The following is a 14092-nucleotide window of genomic DNA, read 5'->3' on the forward strand; positions in this document are numbered from 1 at the left end:
GTCCGGGAGGGTGCCAGGTCGGCGTGGGAGGATAGGGGGATGAGCATGAAGAGCATGCCGTTCTCGTCCGGGTCGGCCGAAACCGGCGAGACGATCGCGTCGTTCACGAACTACGAAGCGGCGCAGAAGGCGGTGTCGACGCTGATCGCGGCCGACATCCCTGCCCGCGAGATCGCGATCGTCGGGTCGGGGCTGACCTCGATCGAGCGGGTGACGGGGCGCCTCGGCTACGGTGCTGCGGCACGCTCGGGCGCGATCAACGGGCTTATGCTCGGTGTGCTCTTCGCGTTCATCTTCGTGCTCGGGAGCCCCGGCGCCGCCATCCAGGCCTTCGTCGGCGTGCTGCTGGTCGGTATCGCGATCGGCATGCTGCTCAACCTGCTGATGTTCACGATCGTGCGGCGTCGGCGCGACTTCGCCTCGGTCATGCAGGTCGTCGCCGACCACTACGACATCCGTGTCACGGGGGAGAACCTGCACCGCGCACGCACGGCGCTCGGCACGGTTCCCGCCGCCCGGCCCGCCGCAGCGCCCGCGGCCGCGGCGCGTCGCACCGAGCCGCCCCGCTACGGCGAGCGGATCGACACGACGCGGCCCGCCGCGGAGACGCCGCAGCCCGCGCCCGCAGCACCGCAGCCCGCGCCCGCTGTCGACGGCGCCCCGGTGGATGCGCCGCCGTCGCCGGAGCGCGGCGAGTCCTCGGGCGAGAACCCGCCGCGCTGAACCCGGGGCGTGCTCAGGCGCTGACGCGCGCCATCCACGCCTCGATCTCGTCGGCGGTGCGAGGGATGCCGCCCGACAGGTTGACCGGGCCGTCCTCGGTGAGCAGCACGTCGTCCTCGATCCGCACGCCGATGCCGCGCAGCTCCGCCGGCACCGTCAGGTCGTCGTCCTGGAAGTAGAGGCCGGGCTCGATCGTGAAGACCATGCCGGGCTCCAGGATCCCCTCGTAGTACATCTCGCGACGGGCCTGGGCGCAGTCGTGCACGTCGATGCCCAGGTGGTGGCTCGTGCCGTGCACCATGTAGCGGCGGTGCTGGCCGCCGTGGTCGGCGTCGAGCGCCTCCTGCGCCGTCACGGGGATCAGACCCCACTCGGCGACGCGGGCGGCGATGACGTTCATGGCCGCCTCGTGCAGCTCACGGAAACGGATGCCGGGACGCGCGACGGCGAACGCGGCGTCGGCGGCCTCGCGGACGGTCTCGTAGACGCGTCGCTGCACATCGGTGAAGCGGCCGTCGACGGGGAGGGTGCGGGTGATGTCGGCCGTGTAGAGGCTGTCGACCTCGGCGCCTGCGTCCACCAGGATGAGATCGCCCGGACGCACCTCGCCGTCGTTGCGGGTCCAGTGCAGGTAGCAGGCGTGTCCGCCCGCGGCCGCGATCGTGTCGTAGCCCTCGCCGTTTCCGTCGGCGCGGGCGCGCAGGTGGAAGACGCCCTCGACGATCCGCTCGCCGCGCGGGTGGTCGACGGCGCGGGGGAGTTCGCGGATGATGTCGTCGAAGCCCGCGGCGGTCACATCCACCGCCTGCTGCAGCTGCGCGATCTCGTAGGCGTCCTTGACCAGGCGGAGTTCCGACACGGCGCGCGTCAGCTCGTCGTCATCGTCCACCGTCCGATCCGCCTCGGTCGCGCGGAACGCATCGATGTGAGCGGTGGGAACGGCGAGATCGACGGCGACCGCGTCGAGAGAGGGGCGCGGGCCGATCCAGAACTCGCCGACCGTGGCGTCCGCGTAGAACTCGGAGGTGGTGCGGTCGGCGCGCTCGCGGAAGTACAGGGTGACGTCGTGGCCCTCGCCGTCGCGCGGCTCGAAGACGAGCACGGCGCCCGGCTCGGCGTCCGCCCCCCAGCCGGTGAGGTGGGCGAAGGCGGAGTGGGCGCGGAACGGGTAGTCCGTGTCGTTGCTGCGCTGCTTGAGCTCACCCGCCGGCACCACCAGACGTGAGCCGGGGAAGATCGCCGACAGGGCGTCGCGGCGGGCGGCGGCGAAGGCGGCCTGCGCGCGCGGGGCGGCGTCCGGCTCCGGGCGATCGGCCCAGCCGGTCGAGATGGTGTCGAGGAACCCGGCGGGGAAGGGCGCCTTCCGGTTGGAAGGAGCGGCAGGGCCGGTCGTCGTCGTGGGGGTCTCCGTGGAATCCGACATGACTCCAGTCTCCCACCCGGCGCGCCGATGCGCCTCAGCCCGTGCGCTCCAGCTGCACGACGAGGGGACGGTGGTCGCCGCCGGCGTCGTCGAGCGCCCGCAGGACGACGGAGCCCGTCGCGGTCCACTCCGGCGAGGCGAGCACGTGGTCGATCGGGGCGCCCGCGAGGGCGGGGATGTCGGTGGGCCAGGTGCCGACCGATCCGTTGCCGGTCGTCGCGGCGGCGTCGCGGCAGATGCCGAGGTCGCCGCCGTCTGTGCCGAGGCGCCGCATGTGGTCGAGGGTCGCGTTGAAGTCGCCGGCCATGATCACGTTGCCGGCGCTGCACTGGTCGGCCAGCCACTGCAGGTCGTGGCGCCAGTCGCCCATCGCGGACTGCCGGGGGGCGACCGCGTGCGCGGCGACGACGATCGGGCCCTCGCCCGAGGTCGGCATCGCGACGGCGCTCGGCACGGTCGAGGTGTTGCTCGACCCGTCCTGCGAGGAGGCGATGACCGAGTAGGTGCCGAGCTCGGGGGAGATGAGGATCGTGGTCGAATCGGCCGCCCAGCCGTCCGTGCCGTACTCGGTGTGGTGCGCCCACATCGGCTGCCCCAGGTCCCTCATCGCGACCGCGACCTCGGCGCCGGTCTCGATGGTCGTCTCGGGCAGCGTCACGATGTCGGCGCCGAGGGCGACGGCGGTCTGCGCGATCGTGGCGGCAGAGGTGGCGTCCCCAGCGGTGTTCCACGTCATGACCCGCACGCTGCTCTCGGTCTTCTCCGGCAGGGCGTCGGCGCCCGTGCCGCGCTGCACCACGATCGCGCCGTTCGCGACGACGGCGGCGAGCGAGAGCACGGCGAGGCCCAGGAAGAAGCGGCGCACGGGGCGCGCCGCGGCCATCAGCAGGGCGACGACCATGAGCACGGCGAACCCGGCGAGCACCAGAAGGCGGAACGAGATGATCTGCGCCAGCGGGAACGCCTGCTCCAGGCGGAAGAAGTCGGGCCAGGTGAGGATCGCCGCTCCGATCGCGCAGAGCACGGTCAGCAGTATTCCCCACAGGCGTCGCACCCCCTGAGCCTAGGCAGAGCACCTGGGCATCGCCCGCACGGGAGGCGGGAGGATGCACGGCGCCGCGCGGTACGCTCGAAGGATGACGACGGTGGGACGGTTCCGAGGGCCGTCCGACCTGCACCTGCATTCCGCCCGCTCCGACGGCACCGAGTCGCCCGCCGACGTCATGCGCGCCGCGCACGCGGCGGGGATCGGCACGGCCTCTCTGACCGACCACGACACGAGCGTGGGATGGGGTGAGGCGGCGGCGGCGTCATCGGCGCTCGGGATGACGTTCCTCCCCGGCATGGAGATGAGCGCGCGCCATGCGTGGCGGAGCGTGCACATCCTTGCCTACCTCTTCGACCCCGCCGACGCCGCTCTCGCCGCCGAGCTCGACCGCATCCGCGACGACCGGCTGGGGCGCGCCGAACGGATCGTCGGGCATCTGGCCCGTGACTACGACCTCAGCTGGGCGGATGTCGTCGCCCAGACCGGCGACGGCGCCACGGTGGGAAGGCCGCACATCGCCGACGCCCTCGTCGCACGGGGCATCGTCGCCGACCGTGCCGCCGCCTTCGACGGCGTGCTGCACCCGCGCGAGGGCTACTACGAGCCGCACTACGCGCCCGACCCGTTCACCGCGGTCGATCTGATCGTGGCGGCCGGGGGAGTCCCGGTCATCGCGCACCCGGCGACCGCGGGGCGCGAGCGGATGATGCCGGTCCCGGTGCTCGAAGAGCTGATCGCCCGCGGGCTCGCGGGTTTCGAGATCGGCCACCGCGAGAACACCGAGGCGGGGAAGGCGCAGCTGCGCCGGCTCGCGGAGCGCCACGACCTGATCGTGACCGGATCGAGCGACTACCACGGCGCCGGAAAACCCAACCGTCCGGGTGAGAACACGACGAGCGACGCGATGGTGGCCCGCATCATCGCGCGCGGACACGGCAGCGCCCCCGTCTTCGCCTGAACGAAGCGGGGGCGCCGACGGTGCTCAGGCGAGTGCTTTGGCCTTCAGCGCCTCGTACTCGGACGCGCTGATGGTGCCGGCGTCGAGCAGCTGCTTGGCCTTCGCGATCTCATCGGCCGGGCTGAGGCCGGCGACGGTCTTGATGTAGTCGTCCTGCGCCTGCCGCGCGCGCGATGCCTCGCGCTGCCCGCGCTCGGCCATGCCGCGGCCGCGGGCGATCAGGTAGATCAGCGCCGTCAGGAACGGCAGGATCAGCAGTCCCACGATCCACGCGGCCTTCGCCCAGCCGTTCAGCGAGTGGTCGCGGAACAGGTCGCCGATGATCGAGAACAGGACGAACAGGTAGGTGATGAACACGAACGCCCAGAGGAACCACCACACCAGGTCCCCGAAGGACGCCCAGAACCCCTGATACTCGTACGCCGTCGACACGGCGGTTCCCACAACGGACATGCGGACTCTCTTTCCCCCAGAATCACCGGTGCCGAACGCACCGATGCCCTCACGCTAGTGCGTGAGGGCATCGGGATGCGATCGGATCAGGCTGCGGGCGCGCCGCCGTCGGGACGCGGGCCGCGGCGACGACGGCGACGGCGCGGTGCCGGCTTGCCGTCGTGGTGCTCGGCGCCTCCGCCGTCGTGCGTGCCGCCACCCTCGGGGCGGGGCTCGTCCGTCGTCGTGGTGGCCGCCACGGGGGCGCCCGACTCGCCGTCGGTGCGTCGACGACGCCGGCGCGCCGGGCGGTCGGAACCGGCGGCGGCATCGGCGGGCACGGTCACCGCAGCGGTGACGGGGGCCTTCCGCAGACGGCCCTTCGTGCCGGTGGGGATGCCCAGATCCTCGAAGAGGTGCGGGCTCGACGAGTAGGTCTCGGTGGGCTCGGGCTGGCCGAACTCGAGCGCGCGGTTGATGAGCGCCCACTTGTGCAGGTCGTCCCAGTCCACGAACGTCACCGCGATGCCGGTCTTGCCGGCACGGCCGGTGCGGCCGGCGCGGTGCAGGTAGGTCTTCTCGTCGTCGGGGATCGTGTGATTGATCACGTGGGTGACGTCGTCGACGTCGATACCGCGTGCGGCCACATCCGTCGCGATCAGGACGTCCTTCTTGCCCGCCTTGAACGCCGCCATCGAGCGCTCGCGCGCCTCCTGGCTCATGTCGCCGTGGACGGCGCCGGCGTTGAAGCCGCGGTCGTTCAGCTCGTCGACGAGCTTCTGCGCGGCGCGCTTGGTGCGGGTGAACACGACGGTCTTGCCGCGGCCCTCGGCCTGCAGGATGCGGGCGATGACCTCGTCCTTGTCCAGGCTGTGGGCGCGGTAGACGAGGTGGCGGATGTTGGCCTGGGTGAGGCCCTCATCGGGGTCGTTCGCACGGATGTGGATAGGGCTCGACATGAAGCGGCGGGCGAGCGCCACGATCGGGCCGGGCATCGTCGCCGAGAAGAGCTGCGTGTGCCGCACGGGCGCGACCTTGGTGAAGATCTTCTCGATGTCGGCGAGGAAGCCGAGGTCGAGCATCTTGTCGGCCTCGTCCAGCACGACCTCGGTCGCGTGGGAGAGGTCGAGCAGCCGCTGGTTCGAGAGGTCGATGAGGCGACCCGGGGTGCCGACGACGATCTGCGCGCCGGCCTTCAGCTGCTCGATCTGGCCTTCGTACGCCTTGCCGCCGTAGATGGCGACGACGCTCGTGGCGCGCCCCGAGGTCAGCAGGTCGATGTCCTCGTACACCTGCACCGCGAGTTCGCGGGTCGGGACGACGATGAGGGCCTTGACGCCCGGTGCGGGGTCGGCGCCCAGCCGCTGCACGACCGGGATGCCGAACCCGAAGGTCTTGCCCGTTCCGGTCTTGGCCTGCCCGATGATGTCCTGCCCCGGAAGGGACAGCGGAATGGTCTGCTCTTGGATGGGGAAGGCGTCGACGATGCCGCGTGCGGCAAGGGTGTCGACGATGTCCTGATCCACGCCGAGCTCGGCGAAGGTCGTCACGATATGTACCTGTCTGGTCGTGGGCGGATCTCCGCCGTCGGATGTCCACGCCCTTTTCGGCCCCAGGCGCGGTGGCCGCGGTCCCATGCCGCTGCGGGTCCCACGATACCCGAGCCGTAGGCTGTACCGCGTGTGGGAATGGTTGCGAGCTCGACGGCGCCCTGCGGGGCGCCCCCTGCGGCTGCGCACGCGCGGCGAGGCGGACGGCATCACGCGGGTCGACTTCGCCGAGCTCGCCCCGGACGTCGACACCTTCCTGGGGCAGGCGGCCTACCTCCAGCTCGGCTACTTCGAGACGCTGAGCGAGCTGATCGCGTCGACGCCCGCGCTCGCCCGCAAGGAGGCGCTCTCGCGTGCGGCGGGCGCTGCGCTGCGCAAGCACGAGGAGCTGGTGGCGATCATCCGCGGCCGCGGCGAGGATCCCACCGCGCTGATGCTGCCTTTCCGCGAGCCCCTCGACGCGTTCCGCTCGGCGACCCACGGGGTGCGGCCGCCCGAGACGATGCTCTCGGTGCACCTGACGGCGGGGCTCCTGGACGACTTCTACCTGGCGCTGTCCGCCAGCTACGGCGACACCGGGCGACGTGTCGCGCGCGCCCTCGCCGCGGACGACGACCGGCAGGCGATCGTCGAGATCATCGGCGAGACGATCGAGGGTGACGCCGAGTGGTCGTCGCTGCTCGCGATGTGGGGCCGGCGGCTCGTGGGCGACACCCTGCTCATCGCCCGGTCGGCGCTGGCCCGCACCGAGGACGAGACCGCCATCGAGGCGACCGTCGAGCCGGTGTTCACCGAGCTGATGGCCGCGCACGCCCGCCGCATGGAGGCGATGGGGCTCGCGTCCTGAGCGACGGCGACGCGCTCAGATCAGGTGCTGACGCTTCTGCTCGCGGATGTCGTGCGCCCGGCGCACGCGGGTGAGGAGCGCCACCAAGGGGAACGTCACGATCGGCGGCGCGGCGACGGCCGCGAGCCAGAGCCACGGATCCGCCGTCGTGAGGCCCGCCCACGTGAGCGCGAGCCACGCGAGGCCGCCGACGAGCGTTCCGATGATCGGCGCCAGGGCGACGCCGCGCAGATCACGACCGGGCAGGGCCGCGTGCGCGGCGGCGCCGATCGCGCCGCCGTAGATGAACGCCAGCAGGATGTCCATCGGGTCAGGCGACGAAGCCGACCCGACGCGTCTCCTCGGTGCCGAGCTCGACGTACGCGAGCGACGCGGACGGGACGACGTAGGAGTTGCCCTTGATGTCGGCGAACGACACGAAGGGGGCGCCCTCACCGAGGGCGTCGGCCAGCGACTTCTTCACCTCGTCGGCGGACTGAGCGGTCTCGAAATTGAGCTCGCGGCCGGTGTTCGCGATGCCGATGCGGATCTCCACGGATGTCGCCTCTCTCGTCGTTCTGGGGACTTTCCGACTCTACGGCACGGCTTCCGGCCCCGGCCGCGAACAGAGGGGCGCCGGCGCACGCTGTGGGCGAACGTCCTCGGCGGGGTGCGCCGTGCGGTGTCGGCGGGCCGCGTTAGCGTTGCAGTGATGACGACGATCACCGCCCCCGAGCCGACGCTCGCCCGGTCGACGGGCGATGCCGCCCAGCGCGCCGTCATCGAGCGCGACCCGACCGCATCCGCGCTCGTCGTCGGCGCGCCGGGCACGGGGAAGACGGCGACCCTGATCGCTCGTGCGGCGCACCTCGTGGCCGCCGGGGTCGACGCGGACGGGGTGCTCGTGCTCACCCCCACGCGACAGGGCGCGACGGCGTTGCGCGACCGCCTGTCGCTCGCGATCGGCGGTGCGCGTTCGGGGCCGCCGGCGCGGTCGATCGCGTCGCTGGCCTTCGAGATCGTGCGCGCGCACGAGGTCGGACGGGGGCTGCCCGCGCCACGGCTGCTGACGGGCGCCGACGACGATCAGATCGTCCACGAGCTCCTGCGCGGCGACGAGGCCGACGAGGCCGAGGGGCTGCCGTCGCGGTGGCCGGAGGGCTTCGGCGCCGCGGTGCGCTCGTCGCGGGCGTTCCGGAGCGAGTTGCGCGCGTTCCTCGCCGAGTGCACGACGTGGGGCGTGACCCCTGCCCGCCTCGCCGTGCTCGCGGTCGAGGCCGGGGTGCCGGTCTGGGACGCTCTGGCGGGATTCCTGCGCGAGTACGAGGACGTGCGCTCCGCGATGCGGACGGCCCACCGCGACGCCGCGGGGCTCGTGGCCGAAGCGGTGGCCCTGCTGGCACGGCTCGATCCCGCCGACGCGGCGCTCGGCGCGGTGCGACGCCTCGACGCGGTGCTCGTCGACGACGCGCAGGAGTTCACGCCGGGAGGAGTGGCGCTGCTCGAGGCCCTCCGTGCCCACGGTGTCGCCGTGACGGCCTTCGGGGACCCCGATATCGCCTCGGGCGCGTTCCGTGGTGCGCGACCCGAGCATTTCGCGCGTCTGGCACGCGTGCTCGGAGAGACGCTGCTGCTCGACACCGTGCACCGGGGCACCGCGTTGCACGCCGACACGGTGCGTGCGGTCACGACGAGGATCGGAGCCGCGGGGGTCGTGGTGCACCGGCGGCCGCCCGAGGGGGTTCCGGCCGACGATTCGCTGCGCGTGCTGACCGCCCGCTCTCCGCTGGAGGAGCACGATGCGATCGCGCGGGTCCTGCGGGAGCGTCACCTCATGGCCGGCGTCGCGTGGAGCCGCTGCGCGGTCATCGCCCACGACTCGCGCCAGGTCGCGGCGCTCGAGACCGAGCTCGCCGCCCGTGAGGTCCCGGCCCGGGCCCCGGGGCTCGTCGAACCGCTCGGGCGCCGCGGCAGCGTGCGCAACCTCATCGCCGTCGTCTGCGCCGCCGCCGACGGCGACGACGCCGATGTGAGCGAGACGCTCCTGGCCGCCGGGTGGGACCCGATCGAGGTTCGGCGGTTGCGCAGCGCCCTGCATCAGTCCGAGATCGTCGCCGGTGGCACGCGCGTCCCCCGCGAGCTGCTCGCGGAGGCGCTGCGGCATCCGGCCGAGCTCGCGATCCTCGGCACCCGTGAGGCGACCCGCGCCGCGCGGGTGGCCGAGACGCTCGCCCTGCTGCGTCGAGGCCTGCGCGAGGGCGCGAGCGCGCACGAGCTGCTGTGGACCGCGTGGTCGCGGAGCGGATTCGAGGCCGCGTGGGCGCAGACCGCCCGCGGCAACGGACCGCTCGCCGAACAGGCGGGACGCGATCTCGACGCGATCGTGGCCCTCTTCCAGGCGGCGAAGCGCTTCGGGGAGCGCGCGGAGGACGGCGGCGTCGCCGACCCCATGGTGTTCGTGCGCGGTGTGCTCGACAGTGATGTGGCTGAAGACCTCTTCAGCGCACCGGGCCGCGCGCAGCGCGTGCAGGTGCTCACGCCCGCCGCGGCGCTGGGGCTCGAGTTCGACACGGTCGTCATCGCCGGGGTGCAGGACGGGGTCTGGCCCAACACGCGTCTGCGCGGCACGTTGCTGCAGGGGTGGCGACTGTCCGAGGCGTTGCGCGCCGACGGCTTCGCGGCGTCGAGCCGGGATCGCCGGCGCGAGGTGCTGCACGACGAGCTGCGGCTGTTCGCACGGGCGCTGTCGCGCGCCGCCGAACACCTCGTGGTCACGGCCGTGGACGACGATGCGCATGCCCCCAGCCCGTTCCTCGAACTGCTGCCGCCGGCGGTGCCCGCTCCCACGCGGCACCCGCTGTCGCTGCGCGGCCTGGTCGCGCTCCATCGCCGCACCCTCACCGCGGCATCCGGATCGGTGTCCGCGCGGGCCGACGCCGCCCGCGCGGCGGGACAGCTCGTCCTCCTGGGCGAGGCGAACGTCGCGGGGGCCGCGCCGGAGGACTGGTACGGCATCGGCGACCCGACGACGACCGGCGGCCTGCACGACCCGCGGACCGAGAGCATCCGCGTGTCGCCGTCGCGGCTCGAGGCCATGGAGGCGTGCGAGCTGGACTGGGTCATCGGCGATCTCGGCGGCGACCCCGGCACGGTCACGGCCGGGCTCGGCACCCTGCTGCACCACGCCATGGAGGTGTCCGACGCGGAGGCCGACGCCGAGACGCTGTGGCGTGCGGTGGAGGAGCGATGGGGCGAGCTCGAGTTCGACGCCCCGTGGCGCGAACGCACCGAACGCGCCAAGGCGCGGGAGCTGGTCGGACGCCTCGCCCGGTACCTGCGCGACGTCGCGTCGCGCGGTGAGCGGCTGCTGGGCGCGGAGTCCCGGTTCGCGGTCGAACTGGCGCACCCGCACGATGCCGAGGCGCTTCCGCTCATCCTGTCGGGCACGATCGACCGCGTCGAGACCGACGGCGCCGAGGGTGTCGTCATCGTCGATCTGAAGACGGGGCGGTCCGTGCCGCACACCGACGCCAAAGTGATCGATCACGCCCAGCTCGCCGCCTATCAGCTGGCGGTGGCCGAAGGGTCGGTGCCGGACGCCGGCACGCGGCGGGCCACCGGGGCGAAGCTGCTGGTGCTGCAGCCTCCCACGCGGGCGGACTACGCGACGCCCACGCAGCCGCCGCTGGACGAGGCGGCGCGCGCGGCGTTCCTGGCGCGGCTGGGGCGCGCAGCGACCGTCATGGGGTCGGACACGTTCACCGCGGCCTACGAGACCCACTGCCGCGACGACTTCGGGCACGGGCTCTGCCGCATCCACACCGTCCCGCCGGTGAGTGTCTCGTGAGCGCACGCATTCCCGCCGCGGTGATCGCGGCGGCGCTCGGGCAGTTCCCGCCGACCGATGAGCAGACCGCCGTGATCGAGTCGGATCTCGCCCCGGCGCTCGTCGTCGCCGGTGCCGGCAGCGGCAAGACCGAGACGATGGCGGGGCGCGTCGTGTGGCTCGTGGCGAACGGACTCGTCCGGCGCGACCAGGTGCTGGGGCTCACCTTCACCCGCAAGGCCGCCGGCGAGCTCGCCGAGCGGATCCAGCGACGCCTCGCGCGCCTCGCCGACTTCGAACGCCGGGGCCTGCTGGGCGTGCTCACCTCGCTGCACGCCCGCGGGGAGCTCGACGTGTTCGGCGAGCTCGAACGGTCGGATGCGGGCGAGTCCGCGCGCCTGGCCGCGCTCGACGCCCTCGCCGAGCGCTGGGGGGAGACGGTCGCGCCGACAGACCCGACGGACGACCTGCTGGATCGCCCCACCGTCTCGACCTACAACAGCTTCGCCGACACGATCGTGCGCGAGCACGCGGTGCGCATCGGGCGCGACGCGGACGCCGTCGTGCTCTCGGAATCCGCCGCCTGGCTGCTGATGCGCCGCACCGTGCTGGCGTCCGACGACGCGGCGCTGGACACCGTCGAGGAGTCCCTGCGCACGCTCGTCGATCGCGCGCTGCGCATCGCGCGCGACAGCGTCGACAACCTCGTCGACCTCGACGAGCTCGAGCGGTTCCCGCAGCGCTTCGACCGCGTACGGCAGATCCCGTCCGACTCGGCCCGCACCACGGTCTACGCCGAGGTGCGCTCCGACGCCGAGAACGTCGACCGGCTCGCGCTGCTCGCGCGGCTCGCCCGCGAGTACGGCGACCGGAAGCGCCGTACCGGTGTGATCGACTTCGCCGACCAGGTGGCCGGGGCGTACGAGATCACCCTCGCCGATGCGCAGGTCATCGCCGACCTCCGCGAGCAGTTCCCCGTGGTGCTGCTGGACGAGTATCAGGACACCTCCGTGGTGCAGAGCCTGCTCCTCGCGCGCCTGTTCGCCGGGTCCGCGGTGATGGCGGTCGGCGACCCGCACCAGGCGATCTACGGATGGCGCGGCGCGAGCGCGGGCAACCTCGCCGGGTTCGCCGCGGCCTTCGCGCCCGACGGCGCGTGCGCGTCGTTCCGCCTCTTGACGAGCTGGCGCAACGCTCCGGCCGTCCTCACCGCGGCCACGGCCGTGCTCGCCCCGCTGGCGGCCACCAGCGCCGTGCCGGTCGGGCGGTTGGAGGCGCGTCCCGGGGCGTCCGGCGGTGCCGTCGAGATCGTCGTCGAGACCGACCTCGACGCCGAGGCCGACGCGGTCGCCGACTGGTTCGTCCGCGTCCGCGACGAGCGGGCGCGCGCGGGCCGGTCGACGACGGGCGCGCTGCTCTTCCGGGCGAAGAAGCACATGACCCGGTTCGCCGAGGCACTGGCGCGACGACAGGTGCCGCACCGGGTGCTCGGCCTCGGCGGGCTGCTCACGACACCCGAGATCGTCGACGTCGTGAGCGCCCTGCGCGTCGTGAGCGATCCGAGCGCCGGATCGGCGCTCATCCGGCTCCTCGCCGGGCCGCGCTGGTCGATCGGTCTCGCCGACCTGTCGGCGCTCCACGATCTCGCCCGTCGCCTCGTGCGCGCCGATGCCGGCGGCCGACCCGCCGACGACGAGGTCCTGGCGCGGCTGCGCGCCTCCGCGGCCTCGGATTCCGGGTCGCTCATCGACGCCCTCGACTTCTTCGTACGACAGCGCCCCGAGCACGCCTGGCTCGCCGCGTTCAGCCCCATGGGTCGGCAGCGGCTGCGCGATGCGGCGGGCGTGTTCGCCGGGCTCCGCCACGCGGCGGGAACCCTGCCCATCCCCGATCTGGTGCGGGCGATCGAGGTCGAGCTGCGTCTGGACATCGAACTGGCCGCGAACGAGTCGCGCGGCCCCGCCCGCACCGGGTCCGCGCAGATCCGCGCGTTCGTCGACGAGGTGCACGCGTTCCTCTCGGCCGACGAGCACGGGTCCATCACGAGCCTGCTCGCCTGGCTCGATCACGCGGAACGCAGTGACGATCTGGCGCCGCGCACCGAACCGGCCGAAGAGGATGTGGTGCACCTGCTCACGATCCACGGGTCGAAAGGCCTGGAGTGGGACGCCGTCGCCGTCGTCCGGCTCGTCGAGGGCGAGCTGCCCACCAGCGCGAAGGACACCCGCGGGTGGCTCTCCGCCGGCGTGCTGCCGTACGCGTTCCGCGGAGACGCCGCGTGGCTGCCGGTGTACGCCTGGCAGGGCGCGGCGACCCAGCAGGAGCTCCGCGCGGCCCGCGAGGACTTCGTCGAGGCGCACCGCCGCCGCGCGCTCGAAGAGGACCGCCGCCTGGCCTACGTCGCCGTCACCCGCGCGCGCGACCACCTGCTGGTGAGCGGTTCACCGTGGGCCGGCACGACGCGCCCCCGCGACATCAGCCGGTTCGCCCGCGAGATCGCCGCCGAGGTGGGCCTTCCCGATCCCGTGGTCGACGCGGGCGAGAACCCCCTGGCCGGTCGCGAGCGCACGCTCCAGTGGCCGATCGATCCTCTCGGGGATCGGCGCCCGGCGGTGGAGGCGGCTGCTGCTCTCGTGCGGGATGCGGCGGCGAAGCCGCACGCCGCGCCCGACCACGAGCTGGCGCTCCTGCTCGCCGAACGCGAGGAACGGCTCCGGCCGGCCCCGGGCGCGGCCCCGGTGCGCATCCCGGCATCGGCGTACAAGGACTTCGTCGCCGACTACGACGCCGCCGTGGCCGCGGGAGAGCGCCCCCTGCCCGAGCGCCCCTATCGCGAGACATCGCTGGGCACCCGGTTCCACGCGTGGGTCGAGCAACGCACCGGCCTCACCGCCGCGACCTCGCTCGACGACGCGCTGTGGGTCGATCCGGACGACGTGCACGACGGCGACCAGGATGCGGCCCTGCGACGGCTGATCGATACGTTCGAGCGATCGGAGTGGGGGCCGCTCCAGCCGATCGAGGTCGAGACCGAGATCGACTTCCGTCACGTGGGCCTCGACGGGCGGGCGCATGTCGTGATCTGCAAGCTCGACGCGGTCTACCGGCGCGCCGACCGCGGCGACCGCATCGAGATCGTCGACTGGAAGACGGGCCGCGCCCCGCGCACGGCCGAGGAGGAGCGCTCGCGCATGGTGCAGCTGGAGCTGTACCGCGAGGCATACCACGTGCGTCACGGCATCCCGAAGGATGAGATCGACGTGGCGCTGTACTACGTGGCCGACGACCGCATCATCCGCGGCTGAC

11 protein-coding genes are annotated in these 14092 nt (G+C 73.1%); 5 read left to right on the top strand and 6 right to left on the bottom strand.

Annotated elements, in window-relative coordinates; all coding sequences use genetic code 11:
• The first annotated feature begins 39 nt into the window (after positions 1-39).
• Positions 40-723, top strand: coding sequence for a general stress protein (locus AB0N73_RS08570; RefSeq protein WP_363562391.1), 684 nt, complete (start codon positions 40-42; stop codon positions 721-723).
• Between the two features lie 13 nt (positions 724-736).
• Here AB0N73_RS08570 and AB0N73_RS08575 read toward each other — a convergent pair whose 3' ends face one another.
• Together AB0N73_RS08575 and AB0N73_RS08580 are read right to left on the bottom strand one after the other, a co-directional pair.
• Complete coding sequence (locus AB0N73_RS08575) at positions 737-2146, bottom strand: aminopeptidase P family protein (RefSeq protein WP_363562393.1); 1410 nt, start codon at positions 2144-2146, stop codon at positions 737-739.
• Positions 2147-2180: 34 nt separating this feature from the next.
• Positions 2181-3200, bottom strand: a complete 1020-nt coding sequence (locus AB0N73_RS08580; RefSeq protein ID WP_363562395.1) for an endonuclease/exonuclease/phosphatase family protein — start codon at positions 3198-3200, stop codon at positions 2181-2183.
• A gap of 82 nt (positions 3201-3282) precedes the next feature.
• On the opposite strand from AB0N73_RS08580, the gene AB0N73_RS08585 reads away from it, so the two are divergent.
• Positions 3283-4152, top strand: coding sequence for a PHP domain-containing protein (locus AB0N73_RS08585; protein ID WP_363562397.1), 870 nt, complete (start codon positions 3283-3285; stop codon positions 4150-4152).
• A 24-nt stretch (positions 4153-4176) separates the two neighbouring features.
• Here AB0N73_RS08585 and AB0N73_RS08590 read toward each other — a convergent pair whose 3' ends face one another.
• Together AB0N73_RS08590 and AB0N73_RS08595 are read right to left on the bottom strand one after the other, a co-directional pair.
• A complete protein-coding gene (locus AB0N73_RS08590) occupies positions 4177-4605 on the bottom strand; it encodes an SHOCT domain-containing protein (RefSeq protein WP_363562399.1) in 429 nt (142 codons plus the stop codon).
• Positions 4606-4691: 86 nt separating this feature from the next.
• Positions 4692-6134, bottom strand: a complete 1443-nt coding sequence (locus AB0N73_RS08595) for a DEAD/DEAH box helicase (RefSeq protein ID WP_363562401.1) — start codon at positions 6132-6134, stop codon at positions 4692-4694.
• Between the two features lie 130 nt (positions 6135-6264).
• Between AB0N73_RS08595 and AB0N73_RS08600 the strand changes: the two genes are divergently transcribed.
• Positions 6265-6981 carry a ferritin-like fold-containing protein gene (locus AB0N73_RS08600; protein WP_363562403.1) on the top strand — a complete coding sequence of 239 codons (717 nt, stop codon included), beginning with the start codon at positions 6265-6267 and terminating at the stop codon, positions 6979-6981.
• A 15-nt stretch (positions 6982-6996) separates the two neighbouring features.
• Here the strand turns inward: AB0N73_RS08600 and AB0N73_RS08605 are convergent, their stop codons facing one another.
• Together AB0N73_RS08605 and AB0N73_RS08610 are read right to left on the bottom strand one after the other, a co-directional pair.
• Positions 6997-7287 carry a hypothetical protein gene (locus AB0N73_RS08605; RefSeq protein WP_363562405.1) on the bottom strand — a complete coding sequence of 97 codons (291 nt, stop codon included), beginning with the start codon at positions 7285-7287 and terminating at the stop codon, positions 6997-6999.
• Positions 7288-7291: 4 nt separating this feature from the next.
• Positions 7292-7516 (bottom strand): DUF3107 domain-containing protein, encoded by a 225-nt coding sequence (locus AB0N73_RS08610; protein WP_363562407.1) that lies wholly within the window; start codon positions 7514-7516, stop codon positions 7292-7294.
• 156 nt (positions 7517-7672) lie between these two features.
• On the opposite strand from AB0N73_RS08610, the gene AB0N73_RS08615 reads away from it, so the two are divergent.
• Positions 7673-10807: an ATP-dependent DNA helicase gene (locus AB0N73_RS08615; RefSeq protein ID WP_363562409.1), complete on the top strand. Its 3135-nt coding sequence runs from the start codon at positions 7673-7675 to the stop codon at positions 10805-10807.
• Positions 10804-14091 carry an ATP-dependent DNA helicase gene (locus AB0N73_RS08620; RefSeq protein ID WP_363562411.1) on the top strand — a complete coding sequence of 1096 codons (3288 nt, stop codon included), beginning with the start codon at positions 10804-10806 and terminating at the stop codon, positions 14089-14091. Before AB0N73_RS08615 ends, AB0N73_RS08620 begins: the two co-directional genes overlap by 4 nt.
• Position 14092 lies beyond the last annotated feature (1 nt).

Origin of the sequence: Microbacterium sp. NPDC089189 (assembly GCF_040685095.1) — a bacterium.
Classification (GTDB): Bacteria; Actinomycetota; Actinomycetes; order Actinomycetales; family Microbacteriaceae; genus Microbacterium.

What these genes read in the sequence shown, in the direction of transcription:
- AB0N73_RS08570 (WP_363562391.1), top strand. Translation starts at nt 40, where the DNA reads ATGAGCATGAAGAGCATGCCGTTCTCGTCCGGGTCGGCCGAAACCGGC.
- AB0N73_RS08575 (WP_363562393.1), bottom strand. Translation starts at nt 2,146, where the DNA reads ATGTCGGATTCCACGGAGACCCCCACGACGACGACCGGCCCTGCCGCT.
- AB0N73_RS08585 (WP_363562397.1), top strand. Translation starts at nt 3,283, where the DNA reads ATGACGACGGTGGGACGGTTCCGAGGGCCGTCCGACCTGCACCTGCAT.
- AB0N73_RS08590 (WP_363562399.1), bottom strand. Translation starts at nt 4,605, where the DNA reads ATGTCCGTTGTGGGAACCGCCGTGTCGACGGCGTACGAGTATCAGGGG.
- AB0N73_RS08605 (WP_363562405.1), bottom strand. Translation starts at nt 7,287, where the DNA reads ATGGACATCCTGCTGGCGTTCATCTACGGCGGCGCGATCGGCGCCGCC.
- AB0N73_RS08615 (WP_363562409.1), top strand. Translation starts at nt 7,673, where the DNA reads ATGACGACGATCACCGCCCCCGAGCCGACGCTCGCCCGGTCGACGGGC.